Below are 23,733 nucleotides of genomic sequence, written 5' to 3'. Positions count from 1 at the left end.
TACTTTTGTATTAGTGTCCTTAATGAGGATATTGTGCCCCAAACTGAACTAACCGAATGAAGAAGATCAACTTTTCTCAGGATGTTTTACCGCACCTGATTGCCGTTATTATTTTCCTGATTATTACCGTTTCATTTTTTAACCCGGTCTTTTTCGATGATCAGAGTTTAGCCCAAAGCGATATAGTTCAGTGGGAAGCTAGTGCTCATGAATTGATGGAGTACAGAGCAGAAACAGGCGAAGAAGGCCTTTGGACTAATTCAATTTTCGGAGGAATGCCAGCCTATCTGATTAGCGTAAAATGGGGGAATCAGTTGATTAAGCACACTCATGCACTTTTTTCATTAGGCCTTCCCCACCCAGTGAGAATCATTTTCGTTAGCATGCTGTCCTTCTACATTATGCTTCTTTGTTTTAGGGTAAATCCGTATTTAGCGCTTATCGGTTCTGTAGCTTTCGGTTTATCTTCATACAATATTATTGGCCTTACCGCTGGGCATAACGCCAGAATTTCAGCTGTCTCCTTTATGCCTTTGGTAATGGGTGGAATTCACCTTTGCTTCACAAGAAATAAATATTTAGGCGCGAGTTTAACCGCTCTAGCACTTGCCATGCAATTGAGGGTAAATCACCTTCAGATCACTTATTACCTAGCTTTCATCATAGGCATCTACGGACTTCTTCAACTTATTTATGCTTACAAAGGCGGTACAATCAAAGACTTTTCTCAGCGTCTTGGCTTGTTAGTAATAGCGGCAGTAATGGCCATAGGGACCTTCTTTGGAGAGTTTTATGCTACTTATGAATACGGAAAGTATTCCAACAGAGGAGCTTCCGAGCTGAGTCAACAAGTAGATGATGAAATGAATGCCGATGGACTTTCATCTTCTTACGCCTTTCAATACTCAAATGGTATTTGGGATCCTTTCACTTTATTCATCCCTAATGCTTTGGGAGGAAATGGCACCTACCCAAGTGACTCAGAAACTGTTCAGTTTTTAAGAAACAATGGAGTAAACAACCAACAGCTAAATCAACTATTAAGTCGAGACCCAAGGTTTAGACCATATTGGGGGCAAGAAACTCCAACAACATATTATGCAGGTGCTATTATGGTATTCCTGTTTGTTTTAGGCTGCATACTGGTAGAAAGAAAATATGTAATCTGGCTAGTTGCCGTGGCGGTTCTGGGTATCATCCTAAGCTATGGTAGAAATATGGCATGGTTCAACGACATCATGTTCCATTACTTCCCAGGCTACAATAAGTTCAGGTCGGTGACCTTCACCATGGTTATGCCAATTTCCTCCATTTCACTCTTAGGAATGATGGGCTTACAAAAGCTATTTGAACTGAAGTGGGACAAAGACACCAAAAAGAAATTCTTAATCGCTTTGGGTTCAACAGCAGGACTTGCTTTGTTACTATCAATATTTGCAGGCACTTTCAGCTTTAGAGGCCCTTACGACAGCCAGTCTCAACTACCACCAGAATTACTAAGAGCATTTAAAGCCGACCGTAAATCTCTATTCTCCGCAGATGCTTTAAGGGCATTCGGGTTCATAGCCATTTTTGCCTTGACCATTTACCTCAATAGAATTGGTTCGGTTAAGAAAACCGTGCTTTATCTTTCTCTCATTGCTATTGGTATAGCTGAAATAGTCATTGTCAGCAATAGATTCATTTCTGATTCCAACTATAGCAAAACCTATAAATCGAACGCTTTTGCATTTACTCAAGCCGACAGATTTATCACACAAAACAAGGCGCTTGGTGATAGAGTGATCGACATGAATGGCTCATTCTATAATGCCACTTCATCTTATCATCACCATCTAGTAAATGGATATCATGGAGCCAGAATTAGAAGATATCAGGAGCTTATTGACAATGCTATTTTACCTGAATTCAGCGCTGTTGCTCAGGATATGGGCAAAGGCTCAATACCAGATTTTTCTAGTACTCCAATGCTCAACATGCTGAATACGAAGTATGTGATTGAGCCTGGTGCACAAGATGCAATGATCAACCCTAGAGCACTTGGTTCTGCATGGTTTGTAGGAAATATTAACTACGTTAACGATGCCGATGGTGAGTTCAATGAAACTAAAACGCTTAGAACCCCTGCCACAACTGCTATCGTTAATCAAAGAGAAGTTCCTCAAGGCATTGGCACCTCAACCGATGGAACGATTGAGCTTACGGAATATCATCCTGGATACTGGAAATACGAGTCGTCCAATACTGGAGATGGCTTTGCTGTGTTCTCGGAGGTGCACTACCCTAAAGGTTTTAAAGTAACAATAGATGGAGAAGAAGTAGATATGCTTAGAGCAAACTATATTCTGAGAGCACTTGCAATCCCTGCCGGTAACCACACCATTGAATTTAGCTTTGAACCGAAGATTTACAAAGTGGGAAGTGGTATAATGACCGTTTTCTCAATACTTGTAATTCTGTGCTTTTTAGGTGCTGTATACCTATCTGTTAGAAAGGAATCCGCACTCTAAGACAGGAGCTCTACTAGTTTACTGACAATTCTATTAGATGCTTTACCATCCCAAAAAGTAGGAATTGAACCTTTTTTCCATTCTCCTATTGATATCTTCTCAATAGAAGAGGTCAACAGGTTCAGGTTCTCACCAATGAGTTCATTAGTGCCTATGTGTATAGTCTCTGGGCGTTCTGTGTTTTCTCGAAGTGTAACACATGGAATCTTTAAGAATGTAGTTTCCTCCTGAATTCCTCCAGAATCTGTGACTACACCAACAGATTTTTTCATCATGTCTAGAAACTCCAGATACGGCAGTGGTGGTATAAATAAAATATTCTGGTAGTCTCCTTTATCAGTTATCTTAGATTCTGTTCTTGGGTGAACAGGAAACACAACTTTAGCCTCACCAGCTGCTTTATCTATAGTTTTTAGAAAAGTATTAAGCTTAACAGCATCATCTACGTTGGAAGGTCTGTGCAACGTTAACAAGAAATAATTCTCCAAATCTTCACCCTTCAACACATTCGGAAACCTTGTCTTTTCTAGTGATTTGACTAGGCTGTCTATCATAACGTTTCCAACAAGAAAAATTCGTTCTTTCTCAATCCCTTCCTTCAGAAGGTTTTCATCTGCCTCTTGGGTAGTAGTGAAAAAATAGTCAGTAACTGAGTCGGTAAGAAGTCTATTAATTTCTTCCGGCATTGATCTATCTAATGACCTTAGTCCCCCTTCAACGTGAACTAATTTTAGGTTAAGCTTCTTTGTTACCACAGCACAAGCCATGGTAGAGTTAACATCTCCTACTACTAAAACACAGTCAGTCCTATTTTCGAGCAAATGTTTCTCGAAAGCCACCATAATTCTAGCTGTTTGTTCAGAATGTGAACACGAACCAACACTGAGATTGACATCTGGCTGAGGAATATTCAGATCGGTAAAAAAGCTACCGCTCATTTTATCGTCATAATGCTGACCTGTATGCACTAAAGTGTATTCTAAACCAACCTGATGTTTCTTTTCATAATCTTTAATAGCGTGAATGATTGGAGAAACTTTAACGAAGTTAGGCCTGGTTCCGGCAACGATAGTTATATGCATACAGCAAGTTTTGTGTAAAAAAAGAGCTCTCTTTCCAATAATAAAAGTTGCTCCTTATAAATTTGAAACAATGAACATGAAGATATGTATGCTCCTGCATGAATTCTACCCTAATGATATTAGGGTAAGCAAGGAGTCTTCAGCATTAATTGATGCCGGTTTTGAAGTTCACCTGATCTGTTTACAGCGTAAAGGAGAAGCTCAAGAGGAAGTTATAAATGGAATAAAAGTGAGTAGAGTCCCTATGGCTCAATCTTTCTTTTGGAGAGGTATTTGGGATATTACCCTCGTAATCTTAGGTTTTCATCAGCCTCTATTTTACAAAAGGCTAAAGCAAAAAATGAGAACCGAGAATTTCTCAGCCATTCATGTTCATGACTTGCCTTTGGCAAAAACTGCGCTGAATCTTAAGAGGCTTTTTCACTCTACAAAAGTAGTGTTGGACTTTCATGAGAATTATCCTGAGGCTCTGAAAGTCTGGTTTCAATGGAAATCAAATCCTGTTATCAGGCTGAAGAACAAGATCTTCTTTGGCTTTGACAAATGGCTGAAGTTTGAAAAGGTAGCAGCAGAGAAAGCTGATCATTTAATTGTGGTTGTTGAAGAGATGAAAGCTCGAATTCAACAAATCCATAATATTGATTCAAATAAGGTATCGGTTGTAACTAATAGCGAAAGTGTTGAATTCTTAAATCAAAAGGTATTTCATGATGTTTACAAAAAAGAGCCTGATGATTTTATTCTTGCCTATACTGGCAATGTGGGGCCTCACCGAGGCGTAGACACAATCATTAAAGCCCTTGCTCACCTAAAGCAATACCCACAGATAAAGCTCGAAATTACCGGCAAACTATCTATTGACACTGAAAAGTGGTTACTAAATCTAGCTCAAAACTGTGGTGTAGAACATATGGTAAAGCTGAACGGGTATCAGCCTTTCGAAAAATTCTATTCCTATATGGCTTTAGCCGATGTAAACCTTATTCCGCACAATAGAAATGGTCATACAGATAACACCATTCCACATAAGCTTTATCAGGGAATGTTGGTTGGCAAGCCAGTATTGGTTAGTGATGCTCCTCCGCTAAAGAGAGTCGTAGATGAATTGCAAAGCGGTTTAGTCTTTGAAGCAGAGAATGAAAGAGATTGCGCTAACAAGATTGAAAGCATGTTTTTGAATCCAACTTTAACAGCCAAACTAGGTAATAATGGCTTCTTAAGCACCACAAAAAAAATGCATAATTGGGAGGCTGAAGGAAAGAAGCTGGCTTCTTTTTATCATGAACTTATAGATAGCAAATAATGGATAAGAATAAAGAAAAGACCAAGAGAGATCGGTTTGTCAAAACACTACACTTTTTGGAGCCTACTCTTCCTAAGGGAAGTAGAATACTAGACTTAGGCACTCCTAACGACATGTCGGCCTACCTTCAAGCCAATGGCTATGAAGTTGACAATGCTTATGGTGAAGACTTCGACCTTAATCCAGAGATCATTGCAAAAGAGGGCTATGATGCCGTGACTATCTTTGAGGTGCTCGAGCACCTAATTAACCCTATGGGAATTCTTCAGCAGATTAAAGCTCCTAAACTCTATGCTTCAGTCCCTCTAAGCCTTTGGTTTGCCAAAGCCTACCGAAACAAAAATGACGAATGGGATCAACACTTTCATGAATTTGAAGACTGGCAATTCGATTGGTTATTGAAAAAGGCGGGATGGAATATTGAAAGAAATGAAAAGTGGACTAGTCCAGTGAAAAAAATCGGTTTCAGACCATTATTAAGAAAAGTGACTCCTAGATATTATATAGTAGAAGCATCGAGAGCCTAGTTTGGTTCTCTGGGTAAAGCTGACCTTCTTCATTTTTTTGTAATTAAGGGCAATACCTGTAGGGCATAGCTGAAAAAAGCCATCTAGCATAATTGGTAAGTTAATGTCTGTCTCTCAACCACTATCTTTCCGCTCAAAATATTACCTTTCAAACTTATAAGCACCAGTTTTGGGTATTGTAATTAAACAAAGCATCCGCTCATCAATCATCTCCTATATAGGCGTGGTTATTGGCTATGTAAATGTGCTTTGGCTTTACACTTATTTTCTAAGTACTGAACAGGTTGGTTTATTCAGGCTTATTCAGAGTGCCTCTTACCTCCTAGCAACTTTTGGGCAAATAGGTCTGGCACAAAGCTTCATTAAATTCTTTCCCGAGTTTAAAAATGAAAAGGGCTTTCTGCCAGCTACACTCTTAGGTGGAACATTAGGATTTTTTGTGCTATGCGGAGCCGCCTTGGTTTTTAAAGACGCCATAGTGGGATATTTCTCTCAAGAATCTCCACTATTTATAGAGTACTTTCAGCTTACTCTACTACTGACTTTTTTGGTTATACAGTTTCAGCTTTTGGAGGCTTACTCTAGAAGCTTATTGAAAATTACAGCTCCAACTTTTTTTAGAGACATTGGCCTGAGAGTGACCACAGGCATCTTTTTAGTGCTTTATGGCTTTAGCTTTATCAACTTCAATCAACTTGTTTATTCCTTATTGATTGTTCATGGAATTGCTGTAATAGGCCTGATTATTAACTTTCTTAAGAACAAAGAACTTCAAGTATCATTAGACTTTAGCTTCCTGAGAAATGGGCAGTTAAAGAGAATCATGAACTATGGTTTTTATTCGCTAATTGGTGCTGGAGGAACACAGATTATACTGCTAATAGATAATATAATGATTAGCGGATATGAAGGTTTAGGTAATAATGGAATCTATACGATTGCCTTCTTTATTGGAGTAGTTATAGAAATGCCCAAGCGAGCCATCACCCAAATTAGTTCGGCATTGTTATCACAATCTTTCAATAAAAACGATATGGCTGCCGTAAACAAGCTTTATAAGCAGACAGCCATTAATCAATTGCTCATTGGTTCACTTCTTCTCATTGGTATTTGGGCCAACCTTACCAATATCTATTCTTTTATTCCGAATAGCGAAGACTATATAGCTGGTTTTAATGTGGTGCTTTTTATAGGCTTAGGTAAACTTTCTGATATGGCCTTTGGTACCAATGGGGAAATAATAGTAATGTCTAAATACTATAGATTTAATGTAATTACGGTAGCCATATTGGCTCTGTTAGCGGTAGTTTTAAACACTTTCCTTATACCTATTTACGGTATAGAAGGTGCAGCTATTGCTTCCTTCTTGGCCATGCTGGTCTTTAACCTTACCAAGTATGTATTTGTATGGATGAAATTTGGCATTCAACCTTTCAGCATTGCTACACTAAAAATGGTTGGAATTTCGGGTACAGTACTTCTTCTCAATTCCTTACTCCCAAGCCTAGACTCATCTATTTTGGATATCGTGGTGAGATCTACCACCATAAGCCTAGTGTTCTTAGGGTTAACTTATGGCCTTAAAGTTTCTGAAGAATTCAATGGGGTAATCAACCAAGTCTTTACCAAGCTAAAGCTCCGATAACCAACTAGAAAGCGCTTCGGTAAGGGCTTTGCGATTATACTTTTCGATATGCTGAAACTCGAATTGCAATTCACCTGAAAAGAAAGCCTTTAAGAAGGTCAACACACCCAACTTGTCATCATAAGCATAGCAAGCACCGGCATCTGTTTCCGCAAGAATTCGAGCCAAGTCGCTTTCGGTGTCTCCAATACAGAGAATTGGCTTTTTAGCCTGAAGGTACTCAAAGAGTTTACCTGGCAGTTGGGTTTGAAGCCTATCTGTCTTGGTCTGAATTAGGAGTAACAAGTCAGATCCTGCATAATGCTCAGAAAGTTCTGCATGAGGAATTGAGTCTTGAACAGTAATCATGTCTTTTAAACCTTCAAACGCCTGAATATCGTTTAAAACCTCAGAGCTGATAATACCCGTGAGCTTCAGTTGAAACTTCTCTGTTGAAGCTAATTTCGACAGACTTTCCCAAAGCACTTGAGGGTTCCGCTGATTACTCAGCATACCAATATGACTTATCAGTTTCACCTCTCTGGCACTTGTACTTGCTTCAGTAAAATCATCAGAATCGAATCCATTAGTAATCACTTTCACTCTTCTGGCTCCTAGCTCTTCAAATTCTTTTGCTGCACTACGACTCGTAACTAAAAGCGAATTGGCCACCTTAAAGACCTGTTGCTCCAATTGTTTATGACGTTTCCAAATGGGCTTAGAAATCTTCATTTCATGAAGTATTTCCCATTGTGTCCAAGGGTCTCGAAAGTCGGCCACCCAAGTGAGGGAAGGAACCTTCATTTTCAATTTAGCACCAATTAAATGCATGCTATGTGGTGGCCCTGTAGTGATAATATGCTTGATTCCGTTGGTTTCAAGAATTCCCTGTAGATAATTCACGGAAGGTTTTACCCAGAAAACCCTTGGGTCTGGCACAAACAGATTCCCTCTAATCCAAATAGCAAGACTCTTTAAGGAACTTCTTTTAGACGATTCTAAAATCTGCCCCTGCTTTATTTCTTTTTGACCTGTGAGCTTCTTAAAAATCCTATAAGGCTCCCATATAGGAAACTTAAGCACTTCTACCTCGGGGTTTATGTCTTTTAGAAGTGATTCATCCTTAAGATCAAAGTCTGGGTTTTCTGGAGTAAATATGATTGGCCTCCAACCAAACTCAGGTAAGAACTTACTGAATTTTAGCCAGCGCTGAACACCTGCCCCACCACTTGGTGGCCAATAATAAGTTACAATGAGAATGGGTTTTAGTTGATTATCCAAACTGCTCGAAAATTGCGCTTTTAAAGCCTATGCTTCGGTTTGCTTGCAATTAAGAATAAAAAAATATTATTTCAGCCATCAAATCAGGTCAAACTCAACAAATCAAACATGGGCTTTCTTCCAATCTTTGTCGCTCTTTTAGGACTTATTCTTCTTTACACCATATATACCTACAATCAGATTAAACCACGAAAGGCTAATCTAACCAGTGTAATTGACCATATGGCGGCCAACAGCAGAGAAAGAAAACAGCTTGTATTAACCTATGACGCCCAACATCCAAACTCAGAACTGAGTGATTTGGCCGAAAAGTTTAAAAGAACTTCAACAGATAGGTTTCAGAGTTATAAAAAAGAAGAAGAGTTTATTGAGGAAGTAGATAGTGCAGCACAAAAAACAACAGATTCAGAACTTGCTGAAAAACTAAGACTTTACAATAGCAAACAAAAAGACTTAATGAGCAGCCTAAAGAGTAAAGCAAATGAATATAACCGCTTTATATCAAAAGCTCCTGCCAAAACCGTTGCTGCTATCTTCGGTTTTAAGCCTTTCTAATCTTCTGATCTATATAATCCAATATCTGTTCTGTCTTAGATGGCTCAAACCACTCTACAGATTCGTCTTTCCGAAACCAAGTTAGCTGTCGCTTGGCATATCTCCTAGAGTTTCGTTTTAGCAACCTTACCGCTTCTGCATAGTCATAATCTCCTTCCAGATAAGGAAATATCTCTTGGTAGCCGACAGTTTGTAATGCATTAAGGCTTTTATAAGGAATGAATTGCTTGGCTTCTTCAAACAAGCCTTGCTCAATCATAATATCCATTCGCCTATCTATTCTACCATAAAGTTGTTCTCTCTCCATGGTAAGTCCAATCTTTATAACCTCGAAAGGACGCTCCTTCTTAGATCGTTTACGGAAGTCTGAAAACTTCTTGCCTGTAGAACGGATCACCTCTAATGCTCTAATTATTCGCTGAGGGTTCTTACGATCTACTATACTCCAATATTCTGGGTCTTTGCCCTCGAGTTCATCAACTAGCCGCTGTAACCCATTTTGCTTAAACTCATCATTTAAGGTATCTCTTAAGCCATCTTCTATTTCAGGGAATTCATCGAGTCCATTACAAACAGCATCAATGAAAAGACCAGAACCTCCAACCATTACAACTGAATTATTTCTCTCATGAACTTGATTAATAATGGCTAGAGCATCCCCTTCAAACTGCCCTACATCGTATTCATCATGAATAGAAAGTGAGTTTACTAAATGGTGCTTGGCTTCTGAAAGCTCCAAAGCATCTGGTTTAGCGGTTCCAATTTCCAACTCTTTGTAGAACTGTCGAGAGTCGGCAGAAATTATTTCAGTATTTAAAAATTGGGCAACTTTTATAGCTGTTGACGTTTTACCTACAGCAGTTGGCCCTACAATACAGGTTAAATACTTTTTAAGTGTTTCCATTTAGTAATCTAAGGGACAAATATATTATAATTGGAATTTCAAAATGAACAAAACACCTGGCACAATACTAGTAATTGACGATAATGAGGTTAATAGGAAGTACTTAAAAACTGTACTTTCACATAACGGGTTTGAGCCGCTCATTACGTCTAGTGGGTTTGAAGCGCTTGAAGAGTTAAAGGTAAAAGAGGTTGACCTCATTTTGATAGACATTCAAATGCCTGAAATGGACGGTTTTGAGTGTTTCAGGCAAATCAAAGCACTTTTCAACCTAGATTGTCCTATTTTGGCTATTACAGCTTTTTCAGATTTAACGGATAAAAAGCAAATCATTGCTTTTGGCTTTAATGATTACATTGCCAAGCCTGTTAAGCCCAATGTTCTGATCGATACCTTGAGTTATTGGATCAATAATCACTCAGAAATTGTAACGGAGGGAAACCATGTAATGATGGAACATGTTGACAAGGGTATTCTTAAAGACCTATTGCGGTTTACAGATGAAGAATCTCTTTTGAGTTTGATTGATGAATTTATTGAGGAAACCAAAGCCAGTCTTCAATCTATCGCATTTTTAAGGAGTGCTAATAAGCATGCTGAAATTTTAAGTATCTTGCACAATATAAAAGGAAATTCCGGCTCATTCGGCTTTAACTTGCTTTCATCTAAAGCTGCAAAAATTGAAGCTCACATTAAAGAAAAAAGGTTTGAAATGGCTGAATCAGACCTTGATGATTTTTTTGAATACACCGACTTCCTTTTACGAGACTACCAGAGACTGTTAAATATTGACTAAATTATGACTTTAGAATTTAAAAAAGTTCTAGTAGCAGAGGATAGCTCTGTGATTCAGAACTTACTTAAGAAAATTCTCTTGTTTGAGAACTGTAAAATCACCTCTGCCAAAGACGGGCAAAGTGTTCTAGATAAATTCGAAGCCGAAGACTTCGACTTGGTAATTATGGACATTAACCTTCCTAAACTTAGTGGATTAGAGGCTACCAAGAGAATTAGAGCAGGAAAAACCAAGAAGGCTCAGATTCCTATTATAGGAATTTCAGGCAATGCTAAAAACCTACCTGTTTCCGAATTTTATGAGGCAGGAATGAACGAATACATTCAAAAACCACTTGATTATGATAAGTTAATTGAGCTGGTTAAGAAATACACTCAAAACAATTAATGTCGGTAAAGTATACAAAGCATTTCTTAAGTAAACTAGAAGATATATTCGCAGAATCAGACTACGTTTTGCGCTACGAAAAGGGCAACTTTAAGTCTGGTTATTGTGTTCTTAAAGACACCAGAATTGCTATTGTAAACAAATACTATACTACAGAAGGCAAAGTAAATTGCCTCATTGACATTTTAAAATCTATTGACATTGACCATAAGCACCTTAGCGAGAAAAACGCTAAGCTGTTTATGGAACTCTCCCAAACCACTTTAGAACTGTGATTGTAACCGTACTCGGATCCGGAACTTCACAAGGCGTACCAGTTATAGGCTGCGATTGCCCAGTTTGCACCTCTTTAGATTATAGGGATAAGCGACTGCGCTCTTCCATTCATATTGAAACCAGTGGCAAGAGTATTGTAATAGATTCTGGGCCAGATTTTCGTCAGCAGGTCTTAAGGGAGCGAGTGAAGTCGTTAGACGCACTTATTTTTACCCACGAGCACAAAGATCATACTGCAGGAATGGATGACATTAGATCATTCAACTTCCTTCAAAAAAAGGATATGCCAATTTATGGTGACCCTAGGGTGCTCAATCAATTAAAACAGGAGTTCTCTTATGTTTTTGCAGAGAAGAAATATCCTGGTGTACCTCAGGTTGAAATGAAAGCACTAGATGGCTCTCCGTTCTTAATAGATAATGTTGAGATAACGCCTATTGAAGTCATGCATTATAGGCTGCCTGTCTATGGCTATCGCATTAAAGACTTCACATATATTACAGATGCCAAAACCATATCGGAAGAATCTATAGAAAAAATTAGAGGCAGTAAAGTGGTTATTTTAAATGCGCTCCAAAAGACAGACCATTTAAGTCATTTAACACTAGATGAAGCCTTAGAAATGGCAGAAAAAATTGGAGCAGAAAAAACCTACCTAACTCACCTTAGCCATAAGATGGGAAAACATCAGGAAGTTGACTCACAACTCCCTGATCATGTTTCTATAGCTTATGATGGACTAAAAATAGAGCTTTAAGCCCATTTAGTCTACCACATTAATTTTCAAGGTGTTTGTTCTACCTAAATCGTGGATTGGCATACTTGCCGTGGTAATGAACACATCTCCAGTAGAAAGACAACCTGCTGCTTTAAGTATATCTTCCTGATCTTTAAAAGTCTGATCTGTGGACTGTTTACTATCATAAAAGAAGGCTTCAACACCCCAAACCAAACCAAGCTTAGTCAACAACTTCTTATTTGCTGTGAAGATAAAAATCTTAGCGTGCGGCCTGTGCGATGATAATTTAAAAGCAGTATATCCCGAAACCGTGTTGCCTGTTATACCTTTTGCCTCAACTTGCTCGCTCAACTTAGTAGCTGCCAACATTACGTTGTCATTCATGAAAGTATCGCTATTAGGGTTAGGGTCTTGGAATTTATCGTAGATTTTGGCCGAAGACTCTACTGAAGAGATAGTTCTAGCCATATAATTTACAGTTTCTACAGGATACTTACCCGCTGCAGTTTCTGCTGAAAGCATTACGGCATCGGCTCCATCCAAAATTCCATTAGCAACATCATTAGTTTCAGCTCTAGTTGGTCTAGGATTACTAATCATGCTCTCCATCATCTGAGTGGCAATAATAACGGGCTTGGCAGCTCTGTTACATTTTTCAACCATCATCTTCTGAGCCATTGGAACTTCTTCCATCACAATCTCAACCCCTAGGTCGCCTCTAGCCACCATAAGTGCATCAGAAGCTGCAATAATCTCATCGATATTCTTGAGGGCTTCAGGCTTCTCAATCTTAGCCACAACCCTAATATCTTTTCCTGCTTTCTTAATACGCTCTTTTAGATCTAGAATATCAGCAGCCGTTCTTACAAACGATAGAGCAATCCAGTCTACCTCCTGCGCAATACCAAACTCCAAATCCTTCTTATCTTTCTCGGTAAGTGCTGGTGCAGAAACTTCTGTAAAAGGAAGGTTAATTCCTTTTCTAGACTTCAAAGAGCCACCATACTTTACTTCGCAAGTAACCTCATTGCCATTTATGCTCTTTACGAACAATTCTAGGTTTCCATCATCAATAAGTACAACATCTCCAACCTTTACATCTTTCGGCAAGTCTTGGTAAGAAGTACTTACTTTCTTAGATGTTCCTAGAAGGCTTTCTGTAGTTATTATAAGGTCTTCACCCGGCTCAATAAACACCTCACCATCTTCAACCTTTTCAACTCTGATTTTCGGTCCTTGCAAATCTTGTAGAATAGAAACGTGCGTTCCTAACTCTTCATTTACCTCTCGAATTCTTTGAACTACACCTGCATGAGTTTCATGTTCTCCATGCGAGAAATTTAACCGGAAAACGTTTACACCGGCTAATACAAGTTCTTTTAAAACATCTTTTGATTGACTGGCTGGACCAACTGTAGCAACAATTTTGGCCCTCTTAGAATGTATAGCTTGCCCCATTTTTAGAAGATAAGGTTATCCTTAGACTTTAATGATTGAGTATTAATTTTTGATACAAATTGCACGAAAGGTATTTGTTTGATTTCGCTTATGAAAACATTCTCATTGAAAGTAATGCTTTCGTTTTCCAAAAGAATCAAATAGTCAAAGTTTTTAAGCTCTGGCAATAAAAAACCACTGAAGCTTCCATTCACATCTTCAGCCTTATTCCTAATGAGCCGAACTGTTTGGAAATCAGTGATATTTGCAAAATTCTGAATAGACAGACTCTTAGTTTGAGTAAAGCCTATTTCTATATTCTCAGATTTCATCAGGTTCAGGCCTAACTCCTTATTTAAAGACCATGCGAGTTTATACGGCTTCACACTTGCGTTGACAGCCAATAAAAGAAAGTCGAAATCGTAAGTAACTTGTAGCTTATTTTTAGCCATATAGGGCAAAATTAGGGCTTTTAGCCGCCTAGGACAAGATTAAAAATTTTGTTTGACATGTGGGCAGAATTGCATTTCTTTGCATCGAGTTTTAACTAAATATTAACCAAAATGTCAGAAATCGCATCAAAAGTTAAGGGTATTATTATTGATAAATTAGGTGTTGAAGATTCTGAAGTTACTCCTGAGGCTAGCTTCACTAACGATCTTGGCGCTGATTCCCTTGACACTGTGGAATTGATTATGGAGTTCGAGAAAGAGTTTAATATTTCAATTCCAGACGATCAAGCTGAGAACATCGCAACGGTAGGCGATGCAATATCCTATTTGGAAGCAAACGTTCAGCAATAACATTTTACATACGACTCCTCTATGCAATTAAAAAGAGTTGTAGTAACAGGTTTAGGTGCACTTACACCGCTAGGCAATAATCTCAATACTTATTGGGATAATTTGATTAAGGGTGTGAGTGGTGCCGGACCAATCACCAAATTCGATCCTGAATTATTCAAGACCAAGTTTGCCTGTGAGGTAAAGGGTTACGATCCTAACGATTTCTTTGACAGAAAAGAGGCTCGTAAAATGGATCTCTTTACGCAGTACGCAATGATTACTGCCGATGAGGCCATTGTAGACTCAGGTTTAGACTTAGATTCCATCAATAAATTGAAAGCTGGAGTTATCTGGGGTTCAGGAATTGGTGGTTTAAGAACTTTTCAGGAAGAAGTTGCTTCATTTGCACAGGGTGATGGAACTCCTAGATTCAATCCTTTCTTCATTCCGAAAATGATCGCAGATATTTCTGCAGGAATGATTTCTATCAAATACGGTTTTCACGGACCAAACTTTGTAACAGTATCGGCTTGTGCTTCTGCTACCAATGCCATGATAGACGCCATGACCTACATTAAACTAGGTAAAGCGAATGTTATGATTACCGGTGGTTCTGAAGCTTCTGTAACTGAAGCAGGAATGGGAGGTTTTAACGCGATGAAAGCCCTTTCTGAGAGAAATGATTCTCCTGAAACTGCATCGCGACCTTTTGATAAAGATAGAGATGGATTTGTTCTTGGAGAAGGTGCTGGAGCACTGATCTTAGAAGAATATGAGCACGCAAAGGCAAGAGGAGCCAAAATCTACGCTGAATTAGTAGGTGGTGGCATGTCGGCCGATGCTTATCATATAACAGCCCCACACCCAGAAGGATTGGGAGCTGAGAATGTAATGATCAACGCTCTGGAAGATGCTTATATGAAGCCAGAAGAAATTGATTACATCAATGTTCATGGTACGTCTACCCCACTTGGTGACGTTTCTGAAGCCGTGGCCATTGAAAAGGTGTTTGGAGAGCATGCTTATAAACTAAACATAAGCTCTACCAAGTCTATGACAGGACACCTTTTGGGAGCTGCTGGAGCTATCGAGGCTATTGCAAGTGTAATGGCAATCAAAGATCAGATTGTACCACCAACTATCAATCATTTTACTGATGATGACAGGTTCGACCCTAAGCTGAACTTTACGTTCAACAAAGCTCAGAAAAGAACTGTTAACGCAGCAGTAAGTAATACATTTGGTTTCGGTGGTCACAATACATCGGTAGTTTTCCGTAAAATCGACTAAAAGTGCGGTTGTTTGTAAACCGTATCAAGTCCGTATTTATTTCCTATAGTAAAGAAGACAAAGCGCTTATTGCCTCTATCAAAATGATAGCAGGCAGTAAGCCTTATAATTTAAAACCCTACAAGATTGCCACACAACACACTTCTGTGGCAAAATCTGTTAAAAGAGGTTTTAAAGAATCTAACGAGAGGCTAGAATACTTGGGAGATGCCGTACTCAGTGTAGTAGTTGCTGAGTATCTATTCAAAAGATATCCTTTCAAAGATGAAGGGTTTCTTACTGAAATTCGATCTAGAATTGTAAGCCGAGACAGCCTCAACAACGTAGCCAGAACCATAGGTGTTCCTCAGATTGTGCGCTACGACAAAAAGCGCAAGACCCCTAATTCGCATAAATCATTATTCGGCAACACCCTAGAAGCACTTATAGGAGCCATATATTTAGATAAAGGGTTTAAGCACAGCCGTAGTTTTATTCTAAATAAACTCCTAAAGCCTCATTTCGACATTGAAGAGCTTATTAACACCACCAAAAACTACAAAAGCAAGTTAATTGAGTGGACCCAAAAGCAGTCTAAATCTCCATCATTTCAGCATTTAGAAACCATAGACAAGGGCCATTATAAAGAATTTATAATGGAGGTAAGAATTGATGACGAACCAATAGCCAAAGGTCATGGTTTAAGCAAGAAAAAGGCTGAGCAAGACGCTGCTAGAGAAGCCTGTCTGAAATTAGAGCTTGAGGAGCAATGAGAAAATACAGAATTGGAGGAGCCACAGTTAACCAAACTCCACTAGATTGGAAAGGCAATATACAGAGGCTAAAAAAAGTACTTCAAGAAGCTAGACAGCATAAAGTGGAGATACTTTGTTTGCCTGAACTCTCTATAACTAGTTATGGCTGTGAAGATTTATTCCTAAGCGATTGGCTCCCTAAGAAAGCACTCACTTTTATTCCTGAATTAATAGCTGAAACAGAAGGGCTTCTTACCACCTTCAACCTACCTATAAGACATAATGGCACGCTTTATAACTGTTCTCTACTTGTACAAAACAAGGAGATAATGGGCATCTACGCCAAGCAATACATGGCGCTAGACGGGGTTCATTATGAACCTCGCTGGTTCAACCCTTGGCCAATTGGTTTAGTAGAAGAGTTTGAGATTGAGGGTAGAAACTATCCAATAGGCGACATTACATTCGACTTTGAAGATTGGAAAATTGGCTTAGAAATTTGCGAAGATGCCTGGCGGGGCGATGTTAGACCAGCTTGCAGATTAGTAGAGAAAGGCGTAAACCTGATTCTAAACCCAAGCGCTAGCCATTTTGCTATGAAAAAGACCTTGGAAAGAATCGCTTTGGTCGAAAAATCTTCTAGCGAATTCAACTGCACTTATGTTTATGCCAACCTCTTAGGCAATGAGGCTGGTAGAATGATTTACGATGGCGAAATTCTTATTTCACAACGAGGCGATATACTTTTAAGGAACGAACTCTTAAGCTTTAAATCGCATCAATTAGTTTATGGAGACTTCTATCCTGACCAATCTACTGAGAAAGACGAAACATTAATTGCACCTGTTGAGCCTAAAGAGATTGAGTTCCCAAAAGCTTCTGCCCTTGCCTTGTATGATTATATGAGGAAAAGTAGAACTAAAGGTTACACGTTATCTCTTAGTGGTGGTGCAGACTCAGCTACTTGTGCAATCATGGTTGCAGAAATGGTGAAACGAGGAGTTGCTGCCCTCGGAGCAGATGAGTTTTGCAAATCCATTGGCTTTGCCACTCTTAACGAGAAAAGCGAAAAAGGAATTGTTAAAGCTATATTCAATACGGCTTATCAAGGTACGGTTAATTCTTCTGACACCACCTTAAATGCTGCCAAATACTTGGCCGACTCCATTGGTGCTAAATTCTATAGCTGGAATATTGACAGCACGGTGAATGCCAATACAGATATTATTGAAAATGCGCTGGGCAGAGAGCTCACTTGGGAGCAAGACGACCTGGCCTTACAAAATATTCAAGCAAGATCTAGAAGCCCCATCATCTGGATGCTCACTAATATCACAAACACCCTCCTACTCACTACATCAAACAGAAGCGAGGGAGATGTTGGCTACGCAACCATGGATGGAGACACCAGCGGAAGCCTTGCCCCTATCTCTTCAGTAGATAAGCACTTTATTCGCCAATGGCTCGTTTATGCAGAAAACGAATTGGGTTATGATGGTTTGAAATACATCAATAAGCTTCCTCCTACAGCCGAATTAAGACCTCAAGACCAAAAGCAAACCGATGAGGACGATTTAATGCCTTATCATATTATGGTTGAAATCGAAAAACTCGCAATAAGAGACCACAAGTCTCCACTTGAAGTTTTCAATGCATTGAAAGATGCCAACCTAGAAGCTGAAGACTTACTCAAACAGCACATCAAAAAATTCTATCAGCTTTGGAGCCGCAACCAATGGAAGAGAGAACGCTTGGCTCCTGCTTTTCATTTAGACGAGTTTAATGTAGACCCTAGAACTTGGTGTAGATTCCCTATTTTATCTGCTGGCTTTGTAGAAGAGTTGCAAGAGCTGTAAATCTATTGTTAAACTTTAGGCTTTATAAGCTAGTAATCTAAGAGCTTCGAGCATTTCGTATATATTTGCTCCATGCTCAATCTATCTATACTATCGTACATCGTGTGGGACCCCATGCGAGAGATCATAAAAGGAATTCAACCACCGGTTTGGTATAGCGTATTATTTGCAGCCGGATTTATTTTTGGTTACCAAATAATGGTTTACATCTTCAAAAAGGAAGGTAAAAACCCATTGAATGTAGACACCCTTTCGGTGCATATGATTTTGGCTACCATTATTGGAGCTAGATTGGGCCATTTAATTTTTTATGAGCCAGAGCGCTTCTTGGCCGACCCATTAATGTTCTTTAGAACTTGGGAAGGTGGTTTGGCTAGCCACGGAGCAGCCATCTGTATTCCTATCGCTCTTTACCTCTACAGCAACTATGTGGTTTCAACCAGAAAATCCATATTCCCGCTGAAATTCACTAAAAAACGAAGACAAGGGCAAAGCTATCTTTGGATTGTCGATAGAATTGTGATTACGGTAGCTCTTGCTGGTGCTTTCATTCGCTTTGGAAACTTTGTGAACTCTGAAATTATTGGTAAGCCTACTGGTTCAGATTATGGTGTTGTTTTTGGTCGGGTGGCCGAAGAAAGACTAGAAAAAGCTGAACTAGGGTTTGAATCTGTAGAAGCTTCAAAGGGAGAATCTAGAGAAAACCTAGAGGCAGGTATTGTACCTGTAGACCTGACTATAGTATTCGAAAACAGACAGATTAGCGAAGAGCAAGCAAGTAATATTATCAATACAGGCGTACGCAGAATGCTCATGTCTGACCCAGCCATAACCGAGCACTATTCTCAACCGAGTGGGCCATTAGATTTTGAGCTTTCTTTAGTAGATAGAAAAATGCAAGCTGTTGTGCATACCTGGGGAATAAGCAGATACCCTGCACAGCTTTATGAATCGGCTACATGCGTAATTCTATTCTTAATTTTACTTGGGCTTTGGTTTAAATGGAAAGAAAAGACACCAGAAGGACTCTTTTTTGGTATATTCCTAATCTGGATTTTCGGATTGCGTTGGTTCCATGAAACTTTCAAAGAGAATCAGGTAGCTTTCGAGGATTCTATGACCTTCAATATGGGTCAACTCTTGAGTATTCCTCTAGTATTGATAGGGGTATTCTTGGTAATAAGAGTCATTATACTATCTAAGAAAGCTAAAGATTAGCGTGCTGAATACATTGTCAAGATTGTTTTTGTTGGTACTGTGTTGTTTGTGTTTCAACCTTGACTGCCTTTCTCAAAATACTATGCCGGATATAGACCCGGAAACTGACGTCACTATTGGGAAAATCTATATTATAGGCAACAAAAAAACTCGCAACTCTATCATTTTAAGGGAATTGAACTTTGAAGAAGGCCAAACCCTAAAGATGAAAGACTTTGCCGAGTCAGTTGAACTAGACAAACAAAAGCTTATCAACACCCGACTTTTTCAAACTGTTGAACTAGTACCATTATTCTTATCTCCTAATAATGTAGAGGTACTAGTAAGGGTTCAAGAAAGATGGTATGTTTTCCCAGCCCCCATCTTCAAACTGTCAGATAGAAATTTCACTGAGTGGTGGGTAAATCAAAACAGAGACTTCTCAAGGGTAAATTATGGAGCTCAGCTTTATCACCTCAATTTTTCTGGCAGAAATGATAGACTTGTTCTGAAAGCACAATTCGGGTTTACCAAGCAATATGCCTTTCAATACTCTATACCATACATCAATAAAGCTCAAACCACTGGCCTAAATATTTCAACCTCCTTTGCCACAAACAAAGCCGTGAGTTACGCTTCTGATGGTCATAGGTTACAGTTTGTGGAGAGCGAAAACACTATAAGGCGTTTATTTTCTACCAGTGGAACACTCACCTTTAGACCTTCCTTCTACAATAGGCATTCGTTCTCTTTGGGTTATAGTAGAACTTCTATTGCTGATACAGTTTACCAGCTCAACAACGATTATTTTCAGGTAGACGCTAACTTGCAAGAGTATTTTGTCTTCTCTTATACTTACAACCATGACAACCGAGATTATGTAGCCTACCCACTCAAAGGAAATAGGTTTACAGGTAGTGTTAATCAACTAGGGCTAGGCATTTTTGACGACATCAACATGCTCACTACAAGGGTGGAGTTTTCTACCTATACTCCTATAGGCCAGAAGCTCTCATGGGCTAATTCAATAGATGTCTACAAAACTTTTACAGACGAGATTCCTTATTTAGTACGTGCAGGTTTTGGCTACAGCCCGAACTTTATCCGTGGCTATGAACGCTATGTGGTAGAGAGCGACTTTCTTACCTCCTACCGCACCTCTATGCGATTTCAAATTTTGAAAGGAATGAAACAGCTCAACCGAAGAAGCATGATAGAACAGTTTAGGGCGCTCCCCTATGCTTTTTACCTAAAGGTATTTATGGATACTGGTTATGCTGGTGACCCTCTAGAGTCTAACTCTAACAATTTCTACAATAACAAGTGGATTGGAAGTGTAGGTGTAGGTGTAGACTTGGTTACTCTATATGATTTTGTAGTACGTTTCGAGTACAGTATGAATAGAGAGGGAGATACAGGCTTCTTCGTGAATTTTAGGTCGGCTCTTTAAGACAACCCTCCTTTTCTTTGGCAGATTGTTTATATTCGAATGTGCGCATACTAACACTCACAGCTCTTCTTTTTTGCGGAATTTGGACTCAGACTTTTAGCCAAATTTCTGGTGTCCCTCCGAAGGGTCCAATCTCTATAGGAATGGGTGGTGTTTCTTCTGCTACAGCCAATGAATGGTCTATATTCAATAATCCAGCAGGACTCACTGCAAACAATGGAATAAGCGGAGTAATATCTTATCAGACCATTTTCAACTTTGCACCCTTTAATACCGTAGTTACTGGTGTCAATGCTGAAACTCCATGGGGAAATGCTGCTTTTGGTGTTTATCGCTTTGGCGATGAAATTTTCAGTAATCAAATGGCCAGCCTGGGCTTTGCTAAACAAATAGGAATTATGGCTTTAGGTGCTAAAGCCAATGTTCTTCAATACAATATAGACGGCTTCGGAAAGAGATCGATATTTGTAGCCGAAATGGGCGCACTAGCAGAGTTTACTCCTGAGCTAAACTTTGGAGTCCATGTATACAATTTCACTCAATCGGTTATTGCTCCTGAAAGTCAGGAAAGAGTTCCTACCATAATTCGCTTGGCTCTCAATTATCATCCTGATGAAAACCTTAACTTGTTTCTAGAAGGAGAGAAAGATGTAGAAGATGACCCTGATTTGAGACTAGGTATTGCCTATAGCTTAATCGAAAACCTCTGGCTAAGAACAGGCTTCTCTACCCTCACCAACCGACATTCTTTCGGAGCCGGATTTACGTTTAGAAAGTTCACCATAGACTACGCTGTCAGGTCGAACAGAAGTACTGGTGCTACACACAATTTTGGTCTGACCTACCAGATTAAGGACTAATGAAACGTACTTTCATAGCGCTGCTTACCATTGGTTGTATTTCATTTACAAACCAAGTTCAAGCTCAGCAAAATGAAAACTTCGACCTTCAAAGTTTTATAGAAAACCTCTTCAACCTACAGGATGAATCGCTCAACTATGAAGACTTATACGAGCGTTTACTACTGCTATATGAAAACCCGGTAAACCTAAATTCAGCTTCTGTAGATCAGTTGAAAGGCCTTTACATTCTTTCTGACCCACAGATAGATTCCTTAAAGAATTACATTACTGAGAACGGGAAGCTACTCACAGTCTATGAGCTTCAGTTGGTTCCTGGTTTCGACTACAACACAATAGAAAAATTAGCCCCTTTTGTTTCGGTAGACTCTAAAGAGTTTATCCAAGACGACAGGCCACTTTTACAGCGAATTCTTACAGAAAGAAATAACTACTTCATTTATCGCTTTGAGCAAACTCTAGAAGAGAAAGAAGGTTATACTGAACCAGAATCGCCTGACGACACCCGCTATGCTGGAGGCCCAGCCAAGCACTACCTTAGGTACAGAGTTGCTAAAAGTGGAGACTTTAGTTTTGGATTCACAACCGAGCTAGATGCTGGAGAAAAATTCACTTGGGATCCGGCTACTAAAAGATTTGGAATGGACTTTTGGTCTATTCACGGTATGGTTGAAAACTATAAAGGCTTCAGGAAAATTATCTTAGGCGACTATCAACTTCAGTTTGGACAAGGTTTAATTTTTGGAGCTGGGTTTGGAGTTGGAAAAGGATCGGAAACTATTAATGCCTTGGAAAGGGTAAACACTGGAGCCAAGCCCTATACTTCAGTTATTGAAGGAGGCTTTTTAAGGGGAACTGCCGTTACCTATGATGTTTCTGAGAAAATGGAAGTCACAGCCTTTGCTTCTCACTTAAAACAAGATGCTTCTATAAGGCAAGACGAGGAGTCTTTCGAAGATTATTTTTCTTCTATACAAACCACCGGTTTCCATAGAACGCCCACAGAAATAGCCAACAAAAGGCAGATTGCTGAAACTGTGCTTGGCGCCAACCTTCATTTTAAGATGAGCGAAATAGCCCAATTCGGCATGGTGTTGAATTCCAATAGTTATAGTTTACCTATCCAACGAAGCAATCAAGCCTATAATCAGTTTGAGTTCTCAGGAAAATCTAATCACAACGCAAGCATTTATACCAGCTTTAGTCTTAGACAGTTCCGTTTTTTTGGAGAAGGTGGTATTTCTAAAAGTGGCGGTACTGGTGGTGTTTTCGGCTTCACCTCAACCTTATCTCCAAGGGTAGATTTCGCAATGATGTTCCGAAGTTATGCTCGAGATTTTCATGCTCTGAGAGGCGCTTCATTTGCAGAAGGTAGCCGAAACATTAATGAAAGCGGTATTTACTGGGGCTTCAAATACACCTTAAATAGTAAATTCTTTTTAACAGCCTATTACGATACCTTCCAATTTCCTTGGCTCAGATTTAGGGTAAATACACCTTCTGAGGGCAACGACTATTTATTGCGTTTAAACTATTTTCCGCAGAGGTCGGTAAAGATTTATATTCAATACAGAAACAAATCTCGAGAAGAAAACACAGAAGATCCAGAAGACGGTTCTACCGTTGTTCGAGCTGGAACAAAGCAGCAAGTGTTAGCCAATCTCGAATACAGAATTACGCCTCAACTCAACTTAAAGTCTCGTGTTCAATTCAGTGATTTCAGAATTACAGATGAATTCAATGATGGCTACGCTTTTATTCAAGATGCTGTCTACTCTACGGGAAAATTTGTTTTCAGTGGCCGCATTGCCATATTCGATACTGAAGGAGCCAACAACAGACAATATGCATATGAGCGAGATGTACTTTACGCCTTTTCAATTCCCGCTTACAGCGGAGAAGGTATTAGAAATTACTTATTGATTCAGTATAAACTAAACCGACAAATAGACATTTGGGCTAGAGTGGCCAGAACTTCATTTTACGACCGAGATGAAGTTGGCACAGGTCTTGAAACCATTGATGGAGACAAAAGGACTGATGTTAAATTTCAGATTAGATATAAAATCAGATAATCTAGCCTTTTAAACCATTTGATTTGTCGCAGTAGACAAACTTTGATAATTTCCGAACTATTAAA

At 39.2% G+C, this 23,733-nt stretch carries 22 protein-coding genes; 17 read left to right on the top strand and 5 right to left on the bottom strand.

Going from position 1 to position 23,733, the window contains the following annotated elements; translation table 11 throughout:
• Nucleotides 1-56 precede the first annotated feature (56 nt).
• Nucleotides 57-2,510, top strand: a complete 2,454-nt coding sequence (locus tag AWW68_RS18515; RefSeq protein WP_068224844.1) for a YfhO family protein — start codon at nucleotides 57-59, stop codon at nucleotides 2,508-2,510.
• Here AWW68_RS18515 and wecB read toward each other — a convergent pair.
• Nucleotides 2,507-3,592 (bottom strand): non-hydrolyzing UDP-N-acetylglucosamine 2-epimerase, encoded by a 1,086-nt coding sequence (wecB, locus tag AWW68_RS18510; protein WP_068224842.1) that lies wholly within the window; start codon nucleotides 3,590-3,592, stop codon nucleotides 2,507-2,509. The two genes, AWW68_RS18515 and wecB, sit on opposite strands and share 4 nt — an antisense overlap.
• Before the next feature lie 70 nt (nucleotides 3,593-3,662).
• Between wecB and AWW68_RS18505 the strand changes: the two genes are divergently transcribed.
• The 3 genes from AWW68_RS18505 to AWW68_RS18495 all read left to right on the top strand — a co-directional run bounded on the left by AWW68_RS18505 (nucleotide 3,663) and on the right by AWW68_RS18495 (nucleotide 7,067).
• A complete protein-coding gene (locus AWW68_RS18505; RefSeq protein ID WP_185101302.1) occupies nucleotides 3,663-4,895 on the top strand; it encodes a glycosyltransferase family 4 protein in 1,233 nt (410 codons plus the stop codon).
• On the top strand, nucleotides 4,895-5,422 hold the full coding sequence (locus AWW68_RS18500; RefSeq protein WP_068224838.1) for a methyltransferase domain-containing protein: 528 nt from the start codon (nucleotides 4,895-4,897) through the stop codon (nucleotides 5,420-5,422). The genes AWW68_RS18505 and AWW68_RS18500 overlap by 1 nt, the downstream gene beginning before the upstream one ends.
• A gap of 169 nt (nucleotides 5,423-5,591) precedes the next feature.
• A complete protein-coding gene (locus tag AWW68_RS18495; RefSeq protein ID WP_068224836.1) occupies nucleotides 5,592-7,067 on the top strand; it encodes an oligosaccharide flippase family protein in 1,476 nt (491 codons plus the stop codon).
• Here the strand turns inward: AWW68_RS18495 and AWW68_RS18490 are convergent.
• Nucleotides 7,053-8,327, bottom strand: a complete 1,275-nt coding sequence (locus AWW68_RS18490) for a glycosyltransferase family protein (RefSeq protein WP_068224834.1) — start codon at nucleotides 8,325-8,327, stop codon at nucleotides 7,053-7,055. The two genes, AWW68_RS18495 and AWW68_RS18490, sit on opposite strands and share 15 nt — an antisense overlap.
• A 108-nt stretch (nucleotides 8,328-8,435) precedes the next feature.
• Here AWW68_RS18490 and AWW68_RS18485 point away from each other — a divergent pair, with 108 nt between their 5' ends.
• Complete coding sequence (locus AWW68_RS18485) at nucleotides 8,436-8,882, top strand: hypothetical protein (protein WP_157717724.1); 447 nt, start codon at nucleotides 8,436-8,438, stop codon at nucleotides 8,880-8,882.
• Here the strand turns inward: AWW68_RS18485 and miaA are convergent.
• Nucleotides 8,869-9,786: a tRNA (adenosine(37)-N6)-dimethylallyltransferase MiaA gene (gene miaA, locus AWW68_RS18480; protein ID WP_068224830.1), complete on the bottom strand. Its 918-nt coding sequence runs from the start codon at nucleotides 9,784-9,786 to the stop codon at nucleotides 8,869-8,871. The two genes, AWW68_RS18485 and miaA, sit on opposite strands and share 14 nt — an antisense overlap.
• A 43-nt stretch (nucleotides 9,787-9,829) precedes the next feature.
• On the opposite strand from miaA, the gene AWW68_RS18475 reads away from it, so the two are divergent.
• The 4 genes from AWW68_RS18475 to AWW68_RS18460 are packed head-to-tail and all read left to right on the top strand — an operon-like array spanning nucleotide 9,830 to nucleotide 12,002.
• Nucleotides 9,830-10,582 carry a response regulator gene (locus AWW68_RS18475; RefSeq protein WP_068224828.1) on the top strand — a complete coding sequence of 251 codons (753 nt, stop codon included), beginning with the start codon at nucleotides 9,830-9,832 and terminating at the stop codon, nucleotides 10,580-10,582.
• A 3-nt stretch (nucleotides 10,583-10,585) separates the two neighbouring features.
• Nucleotides 10,586-10,969, top strand: coding sequence for a response regulator (locus AWW68_RS18470; RefSeq protein ID WP_068224827.1), 384 nt, complete (start codon nucleotides 10,586-10,588; stop codon nucleotides 10,967-10,969).
• Complete coding sequence (locus tag AWW68_RS18465; protein WP_068224826.1) at nucleotides 10,969-11,244, top strand: hypothetical protein; 276 nt, start codon at nucleotides 10,969-10,971, stop codon at nucleotides 11,242-11,244. The genes AWW68_RS18470 and AWW68_RS18465 overlap by 1 nt, the downstream gene beginning before the upstream one ends.
• Entirely contained in the window at nucleotides 11,241-12,002 is a 762-nt protein-coding gene (locus tag AWW68_RS18460; protein WP_068224824.1) for an MBL fold metallo-hydrolase, read from the top strand. Before AWW68_RS18465 ends, AWW68_RS18460 begins: the two co-directional genes overlap by 4 nt.
• 6 nt (nucleotides 12,003-12,008) lie before the next feature.
• On the opposite strand, the gene pyk is transcribed toward AWW68_RS18460, so the two are convergent.
• Together pyk and AWW68_RS18450 are read right to left on the bottom strand one after the other, a co-directional pair.
• The gene (pyk, locus tag AWW68_RS18455) at nucleotides 12,009-13,442 is read right to left on the bottom strand and encodes a pyruvate kinase (RefSeq protein ID WP_068224822.1); all 1,434 of its coding nucleotides are present in this window, start codon (nucleotides 13,440-13,442) and stop codon (nucleotides 12,009-12,011) included.
• Nucleotides 13,443-13,444: 2 nt separating this feature from the next.
• Nucleotides 13,445-13,873 carry an IPExxxVDY family protein gene (locus tag AWW68_RS18450; RefSeq protein ID WP_068224821.1) on the bottom strand — a complete coding sequence of 143 codons (429 nt, stop codon included), beginning with the start codon at nucleotides 13,871-13,873 and terminating at the stop codon, nucleotides 13,445-13,447.
• A 111-nt stretch (nucleotides 13,874-13,984) separates the two neighbouring features.
• On the opposite strand from AWW68_RS18450, the gene AWW68_RS18445 reads away from it, so the two are divergent.
• From AWW68_RS18445 to AWW68_RS18410, 8 genes are all read left to right on the top strand, one after another.
• Nucleotides 13,985-14,224 carry an acyl carrier protein gene (locus AWW68_RS18445; RefSeq protein WP_068224820.1) on the top strand — a complete coding sequence of 80 codons (240 nt, stop codon included), beginning with the start codon at nucleotides 13,985-13,987 and terminating at the stop codon, nucleotides 14,222-14,224.
• 21 nt (nucleotides 14,225-14,245) lie between these two features.
• A complete protein-coding gene (fabF, locus tag AWW68_RS18440) occupies nucleotides 14,246-15,496 on the top strand; it encodes a beta-ketoacyl-ACP synthase II (RefSeq protein ID WP_068224817.1) in 1,251 nt (416 codons plus the stop codon).
• 2 nt (nucleotides 15,497-15,498) lie between these two features.
• Nucleotides 15,499-16,248, top strand: coding sequence for a ribonuclease III (gene rnc, locus AWW68_RS18435; protein WP_068224815.1), 750 nt, complete (start codon nucleotides 15,499-15,501; stop codon nucleotides 16,246-16,248).
• A complete protein-coding gene (nadE, locus tag AWW68_RS18430; RefSeq protein WP_068224814.1) occupies nucleotides 16,245-18,086 on the top strand; it encodes an NAD(+) synthase in 1,842 nt (613 codons plus the stop codon). The genes rnc and nadE overlap by 4 nt, the downstream gene beginning before the upstream one ends.
• A 114-nt stretch (nucleotides 18,087-18,200) precedes the next feature.
• Nucleotides 18,201-19,304, top strand: a complete 1,104-nt coding sequence (locus AWW68_RS18425; protein ID WP_245660272.1) for a prolipoprotein diacylglyceryl transferase — start codon at nucleotides 18,201-18,203, stop codon at nucleotides 19,302-19,304.
• 82 nt (nucleotides 19,305-19,386) lie between these two features.
• Nucleotides 19,387-20,733, top strand: a complete 1,347-nt coding sequence (locus AWW68_RS18420; RefSeq protein WP_068224810.1) for a BamA/TamA family outer membrane protein — start codon at nucleotides 19,387-19,389, stop codon at nucleotides 20,731-20,733.
• A gap of 41 nt (nucleotides 20,734-20,774) precedes the next feature.
• A complete protein-coding gene (locus AWW68_RS18415; RefSeq protein WP_157717723.1) occupies nucleotides 20,775-21,593 on the top strand; it encodes a PorV/PorQ family protein in 819 nt (272 codons plus the stop codon).
• On the top strand, nucleotides 21,593-23,668 hold the full coding sequence (locus AWW68_RS18410) for a helix-hairpin-helix domain-containing protein (RefSeq protein ID WP_068224804.1): 2,076 nt from the start codon (nucleotides 21,593-21,595) through the stop codon (nucleotides 23,666-23,668). The genes AWW68_RS18415 and AWW68_RS18410 overlap by 1 nt, the downstream gene beginning before the upstream one ends.
• The last annotated feature ends 65 nt before the right edge of the window (nucleotides 23,669-23,733 follow it).

It is taken from the genome of Roseivirga spongicola (assembly GCF_001592965.1).
GTDB classification, from domain to species: domain Bacteria; phylum Bacteroidota; class Bacteroidia; order Cytophagales; family Cyclobacteriaceae; genus Roseivirga; species Roseivirga spongicola.
Note: the sequence above shows the minus strand (reverse complement) of the source record. Positions and strands in the feature narration are given on the sequence as shown.